The sequence below is a fragment of the Aquabacter cavernae genome, assembly GCF_003993795.1.
Taxonomy (GTDB): domain Bacteria; phylum Pseudomonadota; class Alphaproteobacteria; order Rhizobiales; family Xanthobacteraceae; genus Aquabacter; species Aquabacter cavernae.
This window is the reverse complement of the sequence record NZ_RWKV01000004.1, coordinates 165906-182543: the sequence shown is the minus strand read 5'-3', so window position 1 is coordinate 182543 and position 16638 is coordinate 165906. Positions and strand designations below refer to the sequence as shown.

Genomic DNA, 16638 nt, shown 5'->3' with positions numbered 1-16638 from the left:
GTCCTAGAGCACCTTGAGCCCAAGCGTGCCCAAGAGGTCCGCCGCTTGCTGGCGCGAGATGATGGCGCCCTTGAACTTCGCCGCATCCATGAGCCGCAGGCTACCCAGGTCCGCGCCCCGCAGGTCCGCCCCCTGGAAGCGGGCATCCGTCAGATTGGCGTCCTTGAGGATGCAGTCGGTGAGCACCGCCTCGCGGAAGTCCGCCCGCCGCAGGTCGGCGTCCGCGAACGACACGCCGTCGAGGCGCGCGCGGTGGAAGGACAGGCCGGGCAATTGGGCGCTCACGAGAAGGCAGCGCGCGAAGGAGACGTGAAGCGCCACCGCGCCCGCCATGTCCGCGCCCGTCATCCGGCAATCCTCGAACGCGGTGGAGGAGAGCCGCGCGCCCATCCAGAGCGTGTTGTTGAGATCGCAGGAGAGGAAGCGCGCGTCCGTCAGGCGGGCGGTGGCGAAGCGAGCGCGGGGCGCCCGGCAGCGCTCGAAGACGCAGTCGTCGAGGTCCAGGTCCGACAGGTCCGCGTCGGCCAGCGTCCAGCCGGTGAAGCGGACCGGTCCGTCATGGTCGCGGATGGCCCGCTCCACGTCGCTCCGGCCCGCCGGATGGTCCGGCGCGGCGAGGATGTGCATGCGCCGCGCCTGCCCTTGCTCAGGCCGTGCCCGTCGAAAGCTCGGCGATGATGGCCTCGCCCATCTCTTCCGTTCCCACCACGGTGGAGCCGGGAGTGCGGATGTCGCTGGTGCGCTTGCCGGAAGCCAGCACGCCCGCAATGGCCGCCTCGATGCGGTCCGCCACCGGGCCCATGCCGAAGGAATAGCGCAGCGCCATGGCGAGCGAGCCGATCATGGCGATGGGATTGGCGATGCCGCGGCCGGCAATGTCCGGCGCCGAGCCGTGCACGGGCTCATAGAGCGCCGAGCGGCGGCCGGTGCGCTCGTCCACCGCGCCCAGCGAGGCGGAGGGCAGCATGCCCAGCGAGCCGGTGAGCATGGCGGCGATGTCGGAGAGCACGTCGCCGAACAGGTTGTCGGTGACGATCACGTCATACTGCTTGGGCCAGCGCACCAGCTGCATGGCCAGCGAATCCGCCAGATGGTGCTCCAGCTCCACGTCCGCATAGTCCTTGGCATGGACGGCGGTGACCACTTCCTTCCAGAGCACGCCGGAGCGCATCACATTGTGCTTCTCGGAGGAGGTGACCTTGTTGCGCCGGGTGCGGGCCAGCTCGAAGGCGACGCGGGAGATGCGGTCGATCTCGTAGGTGTCGTAGACCTGCGTGTCGATGGCGCGCTTCTGGCCGTTGCCCAGGTCCAGGATGGTCTTGGGCTCGCCGAAATAGACGCCGCCGGTCAGCTCGCGCACGATGAGGATGTCGAGGCCCTCGACCACTTCGCGCTTCAGCGAGGACGCATCCGCCAGCGCCGGATAGCACAAAGCCGGGCGCAGGTTGGCGAACAGGGCAAGGTCCTTGCGCAGGCGCAGCAGGCCGGCTTCGGGGCGCGCCTCATAGGGAACATCCGCCCATTTGGGGCCGCCCACGGCGCCCAGCAGGATGGCGTCCGCCGCCTTGGCCTTGTCCATGGCGGCCTCGGAGATGGCCGCGCCGTGGTCGTCATAGGCGCAGCCGCCCACCAGATCCTCTTCCACGGCGAAGGAGCCGAGGCCCTCGCTCTCCAGCCAGGAGAGGACGCGCTTCACCTGCGTCATCACTTCGGGGCCGATGCCGTCGCCGGGAAGAAGGAGGAGCTTATGGGTGGCCATTGGACTTTCCTGTGTGGCATGCCCTTCGCGCGGGCATCGTGATTTGGCGCGGAGTGCTAAAGGGTCGGTGACCCCGTGACAAGCCGTTGTGTCATGCGGTTCATCCCCGCGCGCGGGCGGCGATGCCCGCGCCGCCGACGATGAGTAGGCAGGCGAGGGCGAGCGCCCAGCTTGCGGTGGCGAAACCGAAGGCCACCAGCAGCAGGGTGGAGAGCACCGGCGCCGCATAGGAGGCGACGCCGAGGAAGCGCACGTCGCCCCGCTTCATGCCCACGTCCCAGGCATAGAAGGCGGCGCCCACCGGGCCGAGCCCGAGCGCGATCACCGCCCCCCATTCCACCAGCCCCGCAGGCCAGATGGCCGGCTCGGAGGCGAGATGGCACAGGAAGGAGAGGGCGGCCGTGCCGAGGCAAAAGCCGGCCACGGCCTCCGTGGGCACCTGCCCGAAGCGGCGCGAGGCCACCGAATAGGCCGCCCAGATGAAGGCGGCCGCGAAGGCGGCGGCATAGCCCGGAGCCGCCTGCGCGCTGAAGCCCGAGAGACCCTTGCCCACCAGAAGCAGGACCACGCCGCACAGGCCCAGCAGCGCGCCCGCCACATGGGCCGTCCGCAGGCGGTGGCCGGGCAGCGCTGCCGAGAGAAGGACGATGAGCAGCGGCCAGAGATAATTGACCAGCCCCGCCTCGGCGGGCGGCGCCAGCTTGAGGGCGGTGAAATAGAGGAAATGGTAGCCGAATAGGCCGCCCACGCCATGAAGCCAGGCAGAGAGGGGCTGACGCAGCACGCCAAGGCCCGGCCCGCGCAGGGCGGCCAGCAGGCCGACAAGGCCGCCTATGCCGAAGGTGAGCGCGGTGAGGAGAAAAGGCGGCACCTGGCCGGTGGCGGCGGTGAACAGCGCCAGCGTGGACCAGAGGGCGATGGCGAGAAGGCCGATGCGTGTCGCGGCGGCGCTGGAGGAGGATCCCGTCATGGCCATCTATGAGGTCGCCCATGCCCGGATCTCTCCGGGCATGGGCCTGTCCTGATCAGGTGATGTACTGCGCGCCGTTGGCGGTCAGCGTCGAGCCGGTGATGAAGCCCGCATTGTCGGCCGCGAGGAAGACCACGCAGCGCGCGATATCCTCGGGCTCGCCGAGGCGGCCCACCGGGATGGTGGAGACGATCTTCTTCAGCACGTCTTCCGGCACGGCGCGCACCATCTCGGTGCCGATATAGCCCGGCGCGATGGCGTTGACCGTGATGCCCAGCGCCGCGCTTTCCTGGGCGAGCGCCTTCACGAAGCCGATCTCGCCCGCCTTGGCGGCGGAATAATTGGTCTGGCCGAACTGGCCCTTCTGCCCGTTGATGGACGAGATGCAGACCACGCGGCCGAACTTGCGGGCGCGCATCCCCTCGATCACGTTCCGGGTCATGTTGAAGAGGCTGCTGAGATTGGTGTTGATCACCGCCTGCCACTGCTCCCGCGTCATGCGGTGCAGGGTGGCGTCGCGGGTGATGCCGGCATTGTTCACCAGCACGTCCACCGGACCGACCTCGGCCTCGACCTTGGCGATCCCGGCCTTGCAGGCCTCGAAATCGGACACGTCCCACTTGAACACGGGAATGCCGGTCTTCTCGTGGAAGGCGGCGGCGGCGGCATCGTTGCCCGCATAATTCGCGGCCACCTGATAGCCGGCTTCCTTGAGCGCGACGGATATGGCTTCGCCGATTCCCCGGGTTCCGCCGGTGACAAGAGCGGTACGCGCCATGTTCCTCTCCCTTTTCTCGTTTGCCTTGGTTCTTGGGTACCCCAACACAAAACCGGCAGCCTTGCTTCTAAGCAAGGATTCGCTTCCGTTCGAGCTTTTTTTGGCCCTCACCCGGTACTTGAGGGGGTGTCAAAAAGAAGGGCCGGCAAGGACAAGCCGGCCCTTCGATTCAAAGATCATCCGGACCTGCGGCGCGCCGCAAGAGCAGCAATCAGTCGCGGGCGAGGCACATGGCGATGCCCATGCCGCCGCCGATGCAGAGGGTGGCGAGGCCCTTCTTGGCGTCGCGGCGCTGCATCTCGTGCAGCAGGGTCACCAGGATGCGGGTGCCGGAGGCGCCGATGGGGTGGCCGATGGCGATGGCGCCGCCGTTCACGTTCACCTTGTCGGTGTCCCAGCCGAGGCCCTTGTTCACCGCGATGGCCTGCGCCGCGAAGGCTTCGTTCGCCTCCACCAGGTCCAGGTCGTCGATGGACCAGCCGGCCTTTTCCAGGGCGGCCTTGGAGGCCGGGATGGGGCCGGTGCCCATGATGGACGGGTCCACGCCCGCCTGGGCCCAGGAGACGATGCGGGCGAGGGGCGTCTTGCCCTCGGCGGCGGCGCGGCTGGCGCTCATGAGCACCACGGCGGCGGCGCCGTCATTGATGCCGGAGGCGTTGGCGGCGGTCACCGTGCCGTCCTTCTCGAAGGCCGGCTTCAGCTTCTGCATGGCCTCCATGGTGGCGCCATGGCGGATATATTCGTCCGCATCCACCACCACGTCGCCCTTGCGGGTGGAGATGGTGACGGGGACGATCTCCTCCTTGAACTTGCCGGCCTTCTGGGCCGCCTCGGCCTTGTTCTGGGAGGCCACGGCGAACGTGTCCTGGTCGGCGCGGGTGATCTGGAACTGGCGCGCCACATTCTCGGCGGTAACGCCCATGTGGTAGCCGTTGAAGGCATCCCACAGGCCGTCCTTGATCATGGTGTCCACGAACTCAAGGCCGCCCATGCGCTGGCCGTTGCGCAGGTTGGCGGCGTGGGTGGACAGGCTCATGGATTCCTGGCCGCCCGCGACCACCACGTCGCTGTCGCCGGTCTGGATGGCCTGGAAGCCGAGCGCCACGGAGCGCAGGCCCGAGCCGCACACCATGTTCACTTCCCAGGCGGGGCTCTCAATGGGAACGCCGGCGCCGATGGAGGCCTGGCGGGCGGGATTCTGGCCCTGGGCGGCGGTCAGCACCTGGCCCAGGATGACTTCGCTCACCGCGTCCGAGGGGACGCCGGCGCGCTCGAGCGCGGCCTTGATGGCGATGGCACCGAGTTCGTGGGCCGGCAAAGTGCCGAGGGCGCCGTTGAACGAACCGACCGGGGTGCGCGCGGCACCAACGATGACAACATCCTCACTCATGCTGGTCTCCTCGGCATTGGCTTTGGCGGGGCCTGATAGGCGGGCGATGGAGCCGAGATACCGCGCCCCGTGCGGTGCATCGTCGGTCGCCACACCGATGTCGTGTTAAAGGCGGTCAAAGTCAATGCGTGGCATTGCGGATCCGCCGGAAACCCTGATGTCGAAAGGGATCATGCTGCGCACAATCGCTATTCATGCTGCGCACAAAACAGTAGCCGCGGCGCGGGAAAGGCCGTACCCTTCGACCAGTCGAGGAAACGGATGAGCGAAATGGCCAAGACCCAAGAGCCAGTCACCATCAAGAAATACGCCAATCGCCGGCTCTACAATACCGGCACGAGCACCTACGTCACGCTCGAAGATCTCGCCACAATGGTGAAGGAAGGCGAGGACTTCGTTGTCTATGACGCGAAGAGCGGCGACGACATCACCCATTCTGTTCTGACCCAGATTATTTTCGAACAGGAAAACAAGGGGCAGAACCTGCTCCCCATCGCCTTCCTGCGCCAGATCATCCGGTTTTACGGCGACAGCATGCAGATGATGGTGCCGCGCTACTTGGAGATGTCCATCGACAGTTTCACCAAGGAGCAGGAGAAGTTTCGGGACCAGGTGGCCAAGTCGTTCACCAGCCCCAGCTTCGGCGGCTTTGATGATCATGTGCGCCGCAACATGGATATGTTCGAGCGTGCGTTCAACATCTTCATGCCGTTCAACAAGGGTGAGGAAGGCATGCCGCCTACGGCTCCGGCCACGCCCGAGCGGCCCGTGGACGATCTGGAAGCCCTGAAGCGTCAGATGGTCGAGATGCAGCAGAAGCTGGAGAAGCTGGCCTCCAAGCCCGAGTGATCGGGGGCCTGGGACGGCGCTCCCATATCCGCCTGCGTGACACGGGCCGCATGAAGCGGCCCGTTCGGTCCTGCCGCGCGGCAGGTTCGCGGCCATCATGCCGCAGGGCATTGCAGGCGGTTGTCCGGGCGTTTCGTGGGACGTGACTTTCCAGCAGAAGAACGCAGGGCTGCCGCCGGGGATATGCCAGGGTCGTGCGGCCCGTCTGCATTGAAGCTGGCAATGGTTCGTGCCGCTCCCTCAGCAGGAGCCCTGCGCAAGGGCCAATCGACATTCAGAGCGCTGGAAGGGTTGCGGCTTCTTGGTCCGTCATGGTCGGGCTTGTCCCGAGCACAACGCTGCCTTCCTATATCATCCGATCAGCCTGCTGGAATGTCGATCCGACCTAGGCGTTTTCGCCCGCAGGGTCGTAGGGCGTGGCGAGCCCGGTAAGCGCGCCCTGGATATAGTCGCAGCCTTCGGCCAGCAGGAATCCGGCCTCCTTCTCGCTGCGCACCCATTCGGCCACCGTCGAGATTCCCAATTGCCGGGCCAGCTGAAGCAGGGCGCGCACAAAGGCGCGGTCGTCCGGCGAGCGGGCCATGTTGCGGACGAAGCTGCCGTCGATCTTCACCATATCGACGCCGAGGCTGCGCAGGTTTCGGAATGATGTGGAGCCGGCTCCGAAATCATCCAGCGCCACGCGCGCTCCCAACTCGCGGGCTGTGCGAATGAATGTCCGGGCGGCGCTGAGATCGTTGACGGCAGCGGATTCGGTCAGCTCCACGATCACTCGGTCTGCCAGGTCCGGCGTTACTTGGTCGGCAAACTGCCTGAGCCAGGAATGATCGGCGATGGATGTGGGCGAGACGTTCACGGAGAGCCGGAGCGTGGGGTCCCGGCGCAGGGCCTCCATGGCATGGTCCAGCACATGCCGATCCAGGAAGCCGATAAGGCCGAGCCGTTCCGCCGCCTCGGCCATCTGGCCCGCTTCGGTCAGGCGCGCGCCGGACAAGGGCACGATGCGCGCGAGGGCCTCGTAGAAGAAGATCTGCCGGCTGGTGGTGTTCACCACCGGCTGGAGGGCGAGGAAGATGCGCCGGTCCCAGATGGCGCGGACGATCTCCTCGGCCGTGCGCTGGTTGGTGCGGCGGCGGCGCTCGATGCTGTCGTTGCGCTCATAGAGCCGGTAGGAGCCGCGGGCCTGCCGCTTGGCCTTGTCGAGCGCTTCCTGAACCGCGGCGAGCACGGCATTGAGGGTGGTCGCCCGCTCCGGGGCGATGACGCCGCCGACCGTGACCGTCACCGGCATGGGGCCGGCGGAGGTCTCGAAGGGGGCGGAGCTGACATCGGTGCAGATGGCGGCGGCCAGGTCCGCGGCGGCCTGGCCGGAGCCGTTCCGCCGCGAGAGGATGGCGAACTTGCCGCCCGAGAAGCGGGCCACGAGATCCGGCTGGGGCACCCGCTTGCGCAGGCGCGCGGCGATCTCGCCCACGATCTGGTCCACCACGGCGAAGCCGAACGTGTCGTTCATGCGGCCCAGGTGATCGATGCCCACCAGGAGCAGCGACCAGCCCTGGGCCCGGCCGGCGGGCTTCAGCAGTTGGATGAGCGCTTCCACCAGCAGGCCGCGCGAGACCTGGCCGGCGAACGCATAGGCGTCGCCTTCCGAATATGCGGGCGAGGAATGCACTCGCCTGTCATGCAAAGGGCCGTTCAAGGTCGGATCCGGAATTGTGGCCATATCCTAGATCGCATGCGCGCTTCCGTCATCCGCCGGACGCCGGCGAAAGGGCAACGTCCCTCTGCGCGACGCGGATGGAAACCGAGAAGCCGGTGATCACATCCAGGAGCATGATGCCCATAAGAAGGGCAAAGATGGATGTGGCGGCCTGCGGCACCAGCAGGAATTCAACGAGCGCGCCCACGAAGACCAGGACAGAGAGAATGTGGTCAACGATGGAGCGGGACGAGACACGGGTCGCCTTCAGCACCTCGAACAGGAAAACGAGAAGAGTGAAGGCGAGGAAGCCGTCTCCGACCGTGATGGTCCAGATGCTTCCGGACATCATGGCTATGTCGGCAATATGAGCGGCCCAGGCGACGCCGGGGGTGAGAAAAATGATGATGTTATAAATGGCCAACGGGACGATAAGCAGAGGGATCGGGGTAAGCATACGCAATCCTCGGTGGCCCATGCCCTTTCGGCCATCGGTCCTCGATGGGTCGCACATCCCTCTGGGAATGTCACTGCTGCAAGGTGCTTAAGGTGCCTTGCGCCGCGGGAGGGTTAACGCATCCCCGCGAGGTCTTGACCTGTGAGGTCCAGCACGCCCGGTCGCGGCCCCGAAAATGGGCCGCGTGCCGTCACCGCGCCCGCCGGAAAGCGGGCGCCGCGGCGTCGCTCAGGCTTCCGCCTTGGGCTTCAGGATCTGCCGGCCGCGATACATGCCGGTCTTCAGGTCGAGGTGGTGGGGACGGCGCAGTTCGCCGGAATCCTTGTCCTCGACATAGGTGGGCTGCTTCAGCGCATCGGCCGAGCGGCGCATGCCGCGACGGGACGGCGAGGTTTTTCTCTTCGGGACAGCCATGTCCAAAACTCCGGCAAACGTTGTGTTCGGCCCCGCCCGCAGCGTCGGTCCGCGCAGGCTAGCGAAACCATCTTTCTGGATTGGAGGCGCGCCTTATACAGCTTCGCGCGGGGAATCGGAAGGCCCGGACGACGGAAAGTTCGCTCACCCCCTCCGAAGCCGCAGGAATGCCGCGATTTCACCGCCGCCCTGCCATGGCGGGAGGGCCAGATGCGCCCCGCGGAACCTTCCGCAACCTCCGGCCGCGCGGGGCCTCTATTCAGGTGCCTCTATTCCCTTGCAAGGCCGGTGAAGCTGAGCGAGGGTGCGCCGCGCCGGGAGGGGCCTTGCGGCCGCCCGCGTGGAGAAACGAAGGACTTAGCCCATCATGACGCGCTCCGCCCACCCCGCCGTTCTGGCGGCTGCTCTTTCGGCTCTCGCCCTGGGTGTCGCACAAGGGCCGGTGATGGCCCAGACCCCGGCCCCCGCCAAGCCCGCCGCTCCCGCCGCCGCCGCGGCCCCGGCCGCCCAGGCGAAGCCGGCCGATGCGGATCCCATCGTGGCGACCGTGAACGGCACGCCCATCCGCGCGAGCGAAGTGGCCATCGCCGAGGAAGATATCGGCCCCGGCCTGCCCCAGGTGCAGGGCGAGCAGCGCAAGGAATATGTGCTCTCCTTCCTCACCGACATGACGCTCCTCGCCCAGGCGGCCCAGGCCCAGAAGCTGGACCAGTCCCCGGACTTCCAGCAGCGTCTCGCTTATGCCCGCACCAAGGCGCTCATGGAGGCGCTGATGCTGTCCGAAGCCAAGAAGGCGGTGACGGACGAGGCCAAGCGCAAGACCTATGACGAGTTCGTCGCCTCGACGAAGCCGGAGACCGAGGTGCGCGCCCGCCACATTCTGGTGGACGACGAGGCCAAGGCGAAGGAAATCGCGGCCAAGGCCAAGGGCGGCGCGGACTTCGCCCAGCTCGCCAAGGACAATTCCAAGGACAGCGCCGAGGATGGCGGCGATCTCGGCTATTTCGCCAAGGACCAGATGGTCCCCGAATTCGCCGAAGCCGCGTTCAAGCTGGAGAAGGGCCAGGTCTCCGATCCGGTGAAGAGCCAGTTCGGCTGGCACGTCATCAAGGTCGAAGACAAGCGCCAGAAGCCGGTGCCGACCTATGACCAGGTCTCCGATCAGCTCGACCAGTATCTGGTGCGCAAGGCCCAGACCGAGCTGGTGACCAAGCTGCGCGCCGACGCCAAGGTGGAAAAGACGGCGGCCCCCGCCTCCGCGGCTCCCGCTGCGACCCCGGCGGCTCCGGCCGGTGCGGCGCCCGCCGCCCCCGCCGCGCCTGCTCCGGCGAAGAACTGACGCGGGGCATTCCCGCCCATTTGGAAAGGGCCGCCCTGGGGCGGCCCTTTCTGTTTCCCGGGCTCCGGATTTCCGTGCCCGGCTCACTTCCGCCCGAAATTTCGGCAGCCCTTGCCTCCCGGCCCGAGCTGCGGCACACCCAGCCGTGCCGGATCTGTCCGGCCATGCCAAAGGTGGATCCATGTCTGCGTCCGTCTCGCCCCTCGCGCCCAAGACACTGCCCGAAGTGCCGCCCGTGCCGGGCGTGTCCTTCGCCACCGCCGAGGCTGGCATCCGATACAAGGGGCGCACCGACGTGCTCCTGGCGTCCTTCGCGCGGGGCACCACGGTGGCGGGCGTCACCACAAAGTCCCTGTGCCCCTCCGCGGCCGTGGAGTGGTGCCGCACGGTGCTGAAGAAGGGCAAGGCCCGGGGCCTCGTGGTCAATTCCGGCAATGCCAACGCCTTTACCGGCGTGAAGGGACGCGAGGCCACCAGCCTCACCGCCGAGATCGCCGCCAAGGCGCTGGGCTGCAAGCCGGGCGAGGTTCTGCTGGCCTCCACCGGCGTCATCGGCGAGCCGCTGGACGCCACCAAGTTCGAGGGCGTGCTCCAGGCGACCCATGATCGCCTCGCGCCCGGCCCGTGGGTGGACGCGGCGCGCGCCATCATGACCACGGACACCTTCCCCAAGCTCGCCACCGCCACCGTGGCGCTGGACGGCGTGGACGTGGTGATCGCGGGCATGGCCAAGGGCGCGGGCATGATCGCCCCGGACATGGCCACCATGCTCTCCTTCGTCTTCACCGACGCGCCCATCGCCGCCGACGTGCTCCAGAAGATGCTGTCCAAGGGCGTGCGCGACAGTTTCAACGCCGTCACCATCGACGGCGACACCTCCACCTCCGACACGCTGCTCTTGTTCGCCACGGGCGCCGCCAAGGCGCAGGGCGTCGCGCCCATCAAGTCCTTTGAGGACCCGCGCGTGCGCCCCGTGCGCAAGGCGCTCCAGAAGGTGCTGGCGGATCTCGCCGAGCAGGTGGCCCGCGACGGCGAGGGTGCCCGCAAGCTGGTGCGCGTGAACGTGACCGGCGCGGTCTCGCGCAAGTCGGCGCGCCGCATTGCCATGTCCATCGCCAATTCGCCGCTGGTGAAGACGGCGGTGGCCGGTGAGGACGCCAATTGGGGCCGGGTGGTCATGGCTGTCGGCAAGGCGGGGGAGCCTGCCGACCGCGACCGGCTCGCCATCTCCTTCGGCGACATCCGCGTCGCCGCCGAGGGCATGCGCGACCCGTCCTATGACGAGGCGGAGGTCTCCGCCTACATGAAGAACGACGTGGTTGATATCACGGTGGATCTCGGCCTCGGCAAGGGGGCGGACCGGGTGCTCACCTGCGATCTCACCAAGGAATATGTGGCCATCAACGGCGACTACCGCTCATGAAGATCACCCTGGTGGTGGCCTGCGCGCTCGTCGATGCCGACGGGCGCGTCCTGGTGGCCCAGCGCCCGGAAGGCAAGGCGCTGGCCGGCCTGTGGGAATTCCCCGGCGGCAAGATGGAGCCGGGCGAACGCCCGGAAGAGACGCTCATCCGGGAGCTGAAGGAAGAGCTGGGCATCACGGTGAAGGAGGATTGCCTCGCGCCGCTCACCTTCGCCAGCTACGCCTATCCGGACTTCCATCTGCTCATGCCGCTCTGGATCTGCCGCCGCTGGGAAGGGCAGGTCCAGGCGCTGGAGCATGCGGGGCTGAAATGGGTGCGCGCGGGCAAATTGCGCGAACTGGACATGCCCCCCGCCGACGAGCCCCTCATCCCCCCGCTCATCGACCTTCTCGGTCCCTGACACCTTATTCCGCCGGCGCCGACCCCATCAATGCGCCCAGCGCGGTGCGCAGCGCGCCGGGCAGGGGCACGGGGCGGCGGTGCTCGCGGTCCACATAGACATGGATGAAGTGGCCCTGGGCGCAGGCGGTGTCGTCCGCGCCCTGGAAGATGGCCACCTCATAGCGCACCGAGCTGGAACCGAGCTTGGCCACCCGCACCCCCGCCGTGATGGGCGCGGGAATCTCCACGCTGCGGAAATAGGCGCAGCGCGTTTCCACAACGAGGCCGATCACCGGGCTGCGGTGCGGGTCCAGCACGCCGCGCTGCATGAGATAGGCATTCACCGCCGTGTCGAAGAAGGAATAGAAGACCACGTTGTTGACGTGGCCGTAGATATCCATGTCCGCCCAGCGTGTGGTGATGGGATAGTGGAACGGATAGTCCCGCAGGCGGGTGGGGATTTCGCGGGCGGGCGCGCTGGGGCCGCTCATGGGTGTGGTCCTCGATGGTCAGTCATTCCAACGGCCCCGGTCTTTGGCCGGTGCCGCGTGGGTTTCGTTCAAGCTCATGGGCCTTCGGTATAAGATCAGGCGGGTTCGACGATGAGGACGGGGCCGGCGGCCCGCGTCACCCTCACGCGGGTGCCGCCCGGCAGGGCCGGTCCCTCGCAGCGCCACACGGTGTCGTCCACGCGCACCGTGCCGAAGCCGCCTTCGATGGCGCTCTCCAGCACCAGCACATGCCCCACTAGCGCGTCGGCCCGGCGGTTCAGGAACGGGCGATCGCTGGCCTTGTCGCGCGCAGGCGTGAAGCGGCGGCCGACGATGACGCTGATCACCGACAGGACGGCAAACAGCGCCACCTGAAGCTGCCAATCCAGGGCGAAGGCGAAGGAGGCCGCGCCGGTCAGTCCGGCCGCGATGCCCAGCCAGAGCAGCGAGGCGCCGGGCACCACCACTTCCAGGGCCAGCAGCAAGCCCCCGAGCGCGATCCAGCTCCAGGGGCTGGCCACCAGCGCCGCAAGGTCCATGGCTCAGGGCTCCCGGTCGGCAGGCGGAGGTGCCTTGGAAACGGATGGGCCGGTGGGGCCGCCGCTGCGGCGGGCGGGCGCGGCGGCGAAGGCGTCGCGCGCCAGTTCCCCGATGCCGCCCAGGGTGGAGAGCAGCGCCGTCGCCTCATAGGGCATCAGCACCACCTTCTGGTTCGGGGCGCCGGCCAGCCGCTCGAAGGCCCGCACATACTTCTCGGCGATATAGTAGTTGAGCGCCGCCGGATCGCCGCCCGCCACCGCGCTCGAAAGGACGCTCGTGGCCTTGGCGTCCGCCTCGCCCAGGCGCTCGCGCGCCTCCGCGTCGCGGAACGCGGCCTCGCGGCGGCCCTCGGCCTCCAGGATCTGCGACTGCTTCTGGCCTTCCGCCTTGAGGATCTGCGCCTGTCGCATGCCCTCCGCCTCCAGGATGGAGGCGCGTTTCTCGCGCTCGGCCTTCATCTGGCGCGCCATGGCGGCCACGAGGTCGGCGGGCGGGACGATGTCCTTGATCTCGATGCGGTTGATCTTCACGCCCCAGGGCGAGACCGCCGCATCCACCACCCGCAACAGGCGCTCATTGATCTCGTCGCGGTGGGACAGGAGCTGGTCCAAATCCATGGCGCCCATGACGGTGCGGATATTGGTGGTGGTGAGAGCGAGGATGGAGGTGTCGAGGCGGGAGACCTCGTAGCTGGCCTTGGCGGCGTCGAACACCTGGTAGAAGACCACTCCGTCCACCGAGACGGTGGCATTGTCCTTGGTGATCACTTCCTGGGTGGGCACGTCGTGAACCTGCTCCATCATGTTCACGCGATTGCCGATGCGATCGATGAACGGAATGATGAGGTTCAGGCCCGGAGTGAGCGTGCGGATATAGCGCCGGAAGCGTTCGACGGTGAATTCGTAGCCCTGGGGCACGGTTTTCACGCCCGCGAACACGATCGCCAGTGCAAGCACCAGCAGGACCAGGACGAAGAGGCTGGGGCCGCTCAAGAACATCGTGTCCTCCCAATGGGCTGCCGGGCGCCGCCACAATGCCCCGGCCCGCCGCCCAGGTCGAGAGCCCCGCGAAATGGGACGCCCCGCAGGGGGTGACGCGCACGGGCCGCGACTTTAAAAAGGGGCGCATGGTCAAGCTGAACAAGATCTACACGCGCACCGGCGACGACGGCACGACGGGCCTCGGCTCGGGCGAGCGCGTGGCCAAATACGACCTGCGGGTGGAAGCCTACGGGACCGTGGACGAAGCCAATGCGGCGGTGGGCCTCGCGCGGCTCCACCTCTCCCATCTGCCGGATGTGGACGCGCTTCTGGTCCGCATCCAGAACGATCTGTTCGATCTCGGCGCGGACCTGTGCACCCCCGAGCGGGAGGGCGCGCCGCCGCCCGCCTACGAGCCCCTGCGGATCGTGCCCTCGCAAGTGGATCGCCTTGAGGCGGACATCGACCGCCTCAATGCGGAACTGCCGGCGCTGCGCTCCTTCGTGCTGCCGGGCGGCGAGCCGGCGGCCGCCTATCTGCACCTCGCCCGCACGGTGTCCCGGCGGGCGGAGCGGCAGATGGTGGAACTGGCCCGCCAGCCGGGCGAAGTGGTGGGCAAGGCGGCCATCCAATATATGAACCGCCTCTCCGACCTGCTGTTCGTGGCGAGCCGCTACGTGAATGCGCGCGGCTGCGGCGACGTGCTGTGGGTGCCCGGCGCCAACCGATAGGGCATTTCCGTCACACGAGATCGCGCGCCGGGAACGCCGCCTTGCGGCTCAGCTGCGCCCGCCACCCGGCGCGGTCTCGGCGCGGGTGGGCACCTTGATCCAGGCTTCGCCGTCCAGCACCACGTCCGCGCCCACCGAGCAGGTGCAGGCGAGGCGCGCGCGGCGGCGCTCCGGCACCAGCTCGGCCACTTCCACCCGCACCACCACTTCGTCGCCGATCTTCACGGGCGCGCGGAAGTTGAGGGTCTGGGAAATATAGATGGCGCCCGGCCCCGGCAGGCGCGTGCCCAGCACGGCGGAGATGAGGCTCGCCGTATAGAGGCCGTGGGCGATGCGGTGGCCGAAGGGGGTCTTGGCCGCGAAATGCTCGGACAGATGGATGGGATTGCGGTCGCCCGTCACTTCCGCGAAGCCCACCACGTCCGAGGAGGCGATCACCTTGCGCAGCTCTTCGGCAAGGCCAACCGAGAGATCCTCGAAATACAGCACGCGAAGTTCGGGCAGCATGGTTTCCTCCTTATGGGCGCCCGGCATAGGCGCCGTGTTTGGTGCCGCGCGCAACCCCGCCGAACGGCGGACGGCGTCCCACCGCTCCGGTGTTTGCGCCCCGGCGGCACCGCTTGTAAGTTGCCCGCGCCAGCCGCCGCAAGGGGATGACGGGCCGTGCCCGCATCGCGGCGCCGCGGGGGGCGGCTGTCTCGGCCGTGCAGGCATCGGGAGAATGGAATGACGGATCTGGTTCGCACGGTCACGGTGGATGACCTTGCCGCGATGCTCCAGCAGAAGGGGTTCCGCGCGGAACCCGTGGAATGGCCCGGCGGCCGCGCCGCGCTGCGCAGCGCCACGGGAGGCGTCAGCTTCAACGTGGTGTCCGGCAACGGCACCAACGGCGCCTATCACGACTTCACCTATTTCGCGAGCTTCCGCATCGACGGGCTGCCGGTGGACGAGATCTGCGGCAAGTGGAACGCCGCGCGCCGCTTCGGCCGCGTCCATTCCCGCGACGGCTTCCTGAATTTCGAGATGGACGTGATGCTCGGCACCGGCGTCTCGGACGGCTATCTGGCGGTGACGCTGGAACTCTGGAACCAGCTTCTCAACGAGCTGCTCGCCGCCTTGCGCGAGGAAGCGGCCCGCACCGCTCCGGCCGCCTGAGGCCGCCTGCTTTCGCGGCCGGGCGATCCGCGAGCCTTAAATGAAAACAGCCGGGCAGAAGCCCGGCCGTTTGCGTTTCAAGCCGTGCGGCGTGGCGATCAGCGGATCGGCGCCGGGGTGGGGCCGACGCGGCCCACGGTGAAGATCTGCACCCGCCGGTTCACCGGGCTGGTGGGGTTCTTCGCGTCGATCAGCACTTCTTCGCCGAGGCCCACCGCTTCGAGGCGGTTCGGGCTCACGTTGAACACCGTGGTGAGAGCGTTCACCACCGCGTCGGCGCGGGCCTGGGAGAGCTTGAGATTGTAGTCGCGCGGGCCGGTGACGTCGGTGTTGCCGGTCACGATGAACTTGTAGCCGTGCAGGATCGGATTGTGCAGGGCGTCGGCGATGGAGCCGAGCGTGCCGTAGGACGCGGGATCGATGATCGCCGAGTTCAGGCGGAACTGGACCTGCACGTTGATCTGCGGAAGCTTGTCCAGATCGAGCGCGAGATTGGGACGGGTCAGCGCCTCGCCGGGATACTGCGCCATGTGCTTCTGCACGAGCTGGCGGAGCTGCTCGGCGGAGATGGCCGGGGCGGTCTGGGTGAAGCCCTGGAGGCTCTGGAGAATCTGGCCGTCGGAGAGCTGGGTCTGGGCCAGCGCGGGAGCGGCGGAGAGCGCGAGCGAGGCCGCCAGCGCGAAGCGGATCAGAGGCGACGTCATGTCGGTCGTCCTTCCTTTAACGTTCGGTTGGCGGGATCAACGATAGCCGGCGTCGGTGATCGCCTGGTTGCAGGCGGCCGAGACGACGTTCGTGGCTTCGAGCAGGCAGGAGAGCAGGTTGCCGTCCTGGGGGATCATGCCCTGGCAGAGCCGGGCCGCATCCGCGTTGCAGGTCTGGCCGATGGCGTCCTGCGCCGCATCGCGCTTGGCGATGGAGGCGGTGGCCATGGCATAGTCCGCCTGGCACTTGGCGGAGACCTGCGAGATCTTGGCATCCATGCAGGCCTGCAGCGCGCCGCCGCCCAGATTCACGGTCGGACACAGCTTGTTGATGTCCGGGCCGCAGCTCTTGGCAAGCAGCGCGCCCGCCTGTCCGTAGCTGATGGTCTGTGCGTTCGCCGCAACGGCGGAACCCGCGAGCAGCGTGGCCGCCAGCAGAATTCGAATGCCTCTCATCCTGTCCTCCCAACCCCAATGGTGGGCAATTGCTTACCAGAGGGCACGCCCCAACGTCAAAGAGCCGGTGGCGGGGGGACCGAAAAATCCGAAAAGTTACATCATCTTGCGCAAACAGGGC

At 67.7% G+C, this 16638-nt stretch carries 20 protein-coding genes; 6 read left to right on the top strand and 14 right to left on the bottom strand.

Translation table 11 applies throughout. The features are described 5' to 3' along the window. Nucleotides 1–3: 3 nt before the first annotated feature. From EJJ38_RS04045 to EJJ38_RS04025, 5 genes are all read right to left on the bottom strand, one after another. Nucleotides 4–627, bottom strand: a complete 624-nt coding sequence (locus EJJ38_RS04045; RefSeq protein ID WP_127088832.1) for a pentapeptide repeat-containing protein — start codon at nucleotides 625–627, stop codon at nucleotides 4–6. A gap of 19 nt (nucleotides 628–646) precedes the next feature. Beyond that, on the bottom strand, nucleotides 647–1759 hold the full coding sequence (gene leuB, locus EJJ38_RS04040) for a 3-isopropylmalate dehydrogenase (protein ID WP_127088831.1): 1113 nt from the start codon (nucleotides 1757–1759) through the stop codon (nucleotides 647–649). 100 nt (nucleotides 1760–1859) lie between these two features. Continuing rightward, nucleotides 1860–2735: an aromatic amino acid exporter YddG gene (yddG, locus tag EJJ38_RS04035; RefSeq protein WP_127088830.1), complete on the bottom strand. Its 876-nt coding sequence runs from the start codon at nucleotides 2733–2735 to the stop codon at nucleotides 1860–1862. Between the two features lie 49 nt (nucleotides 2736–2784). Then, the gene (gene phbB / locus EJJ38_RS04030) at nucleotides 2785–3507 is read right to left on the bottom strand and encodes an acetoacetyl-CoA reductase (RefSeq protein ID WP_127088829.1); all 723 of its coding nucleotides are present in this window, start codon (nucleotides 3505–3507) and stop codon (nucleotides 2785–2787) included. A 211-nt stretch (nucleotides 3508–3718) separates the two neighbouring features. Beyond that, entirely contained in the window at nucleotides 3719–4897 is a 1179-nt protein-coding gene (locus EJJ38_RS04025) for an acetyl-CoA C-acetyltransferase (protein ID WP_127088828.1), read from the bottom strand. A 270-nt stretch (nucleotides 4898–5167) separates the two neighbouring features. Between EJJ38_RS04025 and phaR the strand changes: the two genes are divergently transcribed. Beyond that, a complete protein-coding gene (gene phaR, locus EJJ38_RS04020; RefSeq protein ID WP_127088827.1) occupies nucleotides 5168–5746 on the top strand; it encodes a polyhydroxyalkanoate synthesis repressor PhaR in 579 nt (192 codons plus the stop codon). A gap of 385 nt (nucleotides 5747–6131) precedes the next feature. Here phaR and EJJ38_RS04015 read toward each other — a convergent pair whose 3' ends face one another. The 3 genes from EJJ38_RS04015 to rpmF form a co-directional block, all read right to left on the bottom strand. Next, complete coding sequence (locus tag EJJ38_RS04015; RefSeq protein ID WP_164738397.1) at nucleotides 6132–7418, bottom strand: bifunctional diguanylate cyclase/phosphodiesterase; 1287 nt, start codon at nucleotides 7416–7418, stop codon at nucleotides 6132–6134. Nucleotides 7419–7494: 76 nt separating this feature from the next. Beyond that, on the bottom strand, nucleotides 7495–7797 hold the full coding sequence (locus EJJ38_RS04010; protein ID WP_245454098.1) for a hypothetical protein: 303 nt from the start codon (nucleotides 7795–7797) through the stop codon (nucleotides 7495–7497). A 333-nt stretch (nucleotides 7798–8130) separates the two neighbouring features. Continuing rightward, nucleotides 8131–8316: a 50S ribosomal protein L32 gene (gene rpmF / locus EJJ38_RS04005; RefSeq protein WP_012115088.1), complete on the bottom strand. Its 186-nt coding sequence runs from the start codon at nucleotides 8314–8316 to the stop codon at nucleotides 8131–8133. 367 nt (nucleotides 8317–8683) lie between these two features. On the opposite strand from rpmF, the gene EJJ38_RS04000 reads away from it, so the two are divergent. The 3 genes from EJJ38_RS04000 (at nucleotide 8684) to EJJ38_RS03990 (ending at nucleotide 11479) form a co-directional block, all read left to right on the top strand. Next, nucleotides 8684–9655, top strand: a complete 972-nt coding sequence (locus EJJ38_RS04000) for a peptidylprolyl isomerase (RefSeq protein WP_127088825.1) — start codon at nucleotides 8684–8686, stop codon at nucleotides 9653–9655. Nucleotides 9656–9836: 181 nt separating this feature from the next. Next, the gene (argJ, locus tag EJJ38_RS03995) at nucleotides 9837–11078 is read left to right on the top strand and encodes a bifunctional glutamate N-acetyltransferase/amino-acid acetyltransferase ArgJ (RefSeq protein WP_127088824.1); all 1242 of its coding nucleotides are present in this window, start codon (nucleotides 9837–9839) and stop codon (nucleotides 11076–11078) included. Further along, a complete protein-coding gene (locus EJJ38_RS03990) occupies nucleotides 11075–11479 on the top strand; it encodes a (deoxy)nucleoside triphosphate pyrophosphohydrolase (protein WP_127088823.1) in 405 nt (134 codons plus the stop codon). Before argJ ends, EJJ38_RS03990 begins: the two co-directional genes overlap by 4 nt. A gap of 4 nt (nucleotides 11480–11483) precedes the next feature. On the opposite strand, the gene EJJ38_RS03985 is transcribed toward EJJ38_RS03990, so the two are convergent. From EJJ38_RS03985 to EJJ38_RS03975, 3 genes are all read right to left on the bottom strand, one after another. Continuing rightward, nucleotides 11484–11951, bottom strand: coding sequence for an acyl-CoA thioesterase (locus EJJ38_RS03985; protein WP_127088822.1), 468 nt, complete (start codon nucleotides 11949–11951; stop codon nucleotides 11484–11486). A gap of 95 nt (nucleotides 11952–12046) precedes the next feature. Beyond that, entirely contained in the window at nucleotides 12047–12490 is a 444-nt protein-coding gene (locus EJJ38_RS03980) for an NfeD family protein (protein ID WP_127088821.1), read from the bottom strand. Between the two features lie 3 nt (nucleotides 12491–12493). Further along, nucleotides 12494–13483 (bottom strand): SPFH domain-containing protein, encoded by a 990-nt coding sequence (locus tag EJJ38_RS03975; protein WP_127088890.1) that lies wholly within the window; start codon nucleotides 13481–13483, stop codon nucleotides 12494–12496. A 134-nt stretch (nucleotides 13484–13617) separates the two neighbouring features. On the opposite strand from EJJ38_RS03975, the gene EJJ38_RS03970 reads away from it, so the two are divergent. Then, complete coding sequence (locus EJJ38_RS03970) at nucleotides 13618–14202, top strand: cob(I)yrinic acid a,c-diamide adenosyltransferase (protein ID WP_127088889.1); 585 nt, start codon at nucleotides 13618–13620, stop codon at nucleotides 14200–14202. Nucleotides 14203–14250: 48 nt separating this feature from the next. On the opposite strand, the gene croR is transcribed toward EJJ38_RS03970, so the two are convergent. Next, on the bottom strand, nucleotides 14251–14709 hold the full coding sequence (gene croR, locus EJJ38_RS03965; protein ID WP_127088820.1) for a 3-hydroxybutyryl-CoA dehydratase: 459 nt from the start codon (nucleotides 14707–14709) through the stop codon (nucleotides 14251–14253). Between the two features lie 219 nt (nucleotides 14710–14928). Between croR and EJJ38_RS03960 the strand changes: the two genes are divergently transcribed. After that, on the top strand, nucleotides 14929–15357 hold the full coding sequence (locus tag EJJ38_RS03960; protein WP_127088819.1) for a YbjN domain-containing protein: 429 nt from the start codon (nucleotides 14929–14931) through the stop codon (nucleotides 15355–15357). Between the two features lie 98 nt (nucleotides 15358–15455). On the opposite strand, the gene EJJ38_RS03955 is transcribed toward EJJ38_RS03960, so the two are convergent. Both EJJ38_RS03955 and EJJ38_RS03950 read right to left on the bottom strand, forming a co-directional pair. Continuing rightward, the gene (locus tag EJJ38_RS03955; protein WP_127088818.1) at nucleotides 15456–16061 is read right to left on the bottom strand and encodes an OmpA family protein; all 606 of its coding nucleotides are present in this window, start codon (nucleotides 16059–16061) and stop codon (nucleotides 15456–15458) included. A 36-nt stretch (nucleotides 16062–16097) separates the two neighbouring features. After that, entirely contained in the window at nucleotides 16098–16517 is a 420-nt protein-coding gene (locus EJJ38_RS03950) for a hypothetical protein (RefSeq protein ID WP_127088817.1), read from the bottom strand. Nucleotides 16518–16638: the final 121 nt, after the last annotated feature.

Coding starts and splice junctions, on each gene's coding strand:
- EJJ38_RS04045 (WP_127088832.1), bottom strand. CDS start 627: ATGCACATCCTCGCCGCGCCGGACCATCCGGCGGGCCGGAGCGACGTG.
- leuB (WP_127088831.1), bottom strand. CDS start 1,759: ATGGCCACCCATAAGCTCCTCCTTCTTCCCGGCGACGGCATCGGCCCC.
- yddG (WP_127088830.1), bottom strand. CDS start 2,735: ATGGCCATGACGGGATCCTCCTCCAGCGCCGCCGCGACACGCATCGGC.
- phbB (WP_127088829.1), bottom strand. CDS start 3,507: ATGGCGCGTACCGCTCTTGTCACCGGCGGAACCCGGGGAATCGGCGAA.
- EJJ38_RS04025 (WP_127088828.1), bottom strand. CDS start 4,897: ATGAGTGAGGATGTTGTCATCGTTGGTGCCGCGCGCACCCCGGTCGGT.
- phaR (WP_127088827.1), top strand. CDS start 5,168: ATGGCCAAGACCCAAGAGCCAGTCACCATCAAGAAATACGCCAATCGC.
- EJJ38_RS04010 (WP_245454098.1), bottom strand. CDS start 7,797: ATGATGTCCGGAAGCATCTGGACCATCACGGTCGGAGACGGCTTCCTC.
- rpmF (WP_012115088.1), bottom strand. CDS start 8,316: ATGGCTGTCCCGAAGAGAAAAACCTCGCCGTCCCGTCGCGGCATGCGC.
- EJJ38_RS04000 (WP_127088825.1), top strand. CDS start 8,684: ATGACGCGCTCCGCCCACCCCGCCGTTCTGGCGGCTGCTCTTTCGGCT.
- argJ (WP_127088824.1), top strand. CDS start 9,837: ATGTCTGCGTCCGTCTCGCCCCTCGCGCCCAAGACACTGCCCGAAGTG.
- EJJ38_RS03990 (WP_127088823.1), top strand. CDS start 11,075: ATGAAGATCACCCTGGTGGTGGCCTGCGCGCTCGTCGATGCCGACGGG.
- EJJ38_RS03985 (WP_127088822.1), bottom strand. CDS start 11,951: ATGAGCGGCCCCAGCGCGCCCGCCCGCGAAATCCCCACCCGCCTGCGG.
- EJJ38_RS03980 (WP_127088821.1), bottom strand. CDS start 12,490: ATGGACCTTGCGGCGCTGGTGGCCAGCCCCTGGAGCTGGATCGCGCTC.
- EJJ38_RS03970 (WP_127088889.1), top strand. CDS start 13,618: ATGGTCAAGCTGAACAAGATCTACACGCGCACCGGCGACGACGGCACG.
- croR (WP_127088820.1), bottom strand. CDS start 14,709: ATGCTGCCCGAACTTCGCGTGCTGTATTTCGAGGATCTCTCGGTTGGC.
- EJJ38_RS03960 (WP_127088819.1), top strand. CDS start 14,929: ATGACGGATCTGGTTCGCACGGTCACGGTGGATGACCTTGCCGCGATG.
- EJJ38_RS03955 (WP_127088818.1), bottom strand. CDS start 16,061: ATGACGTCGCCTCTGATCCGCTTCGCGCTGGCGGCCTCGCTCGCGCTC.
- EJJ38_RS03950 (WP_127088817.1), bottom strand. CDS start 16,517: ATGAGAGGCATTCGAATTCTGCTGGCGGCCACGCTGCTCGCGGGTTCC.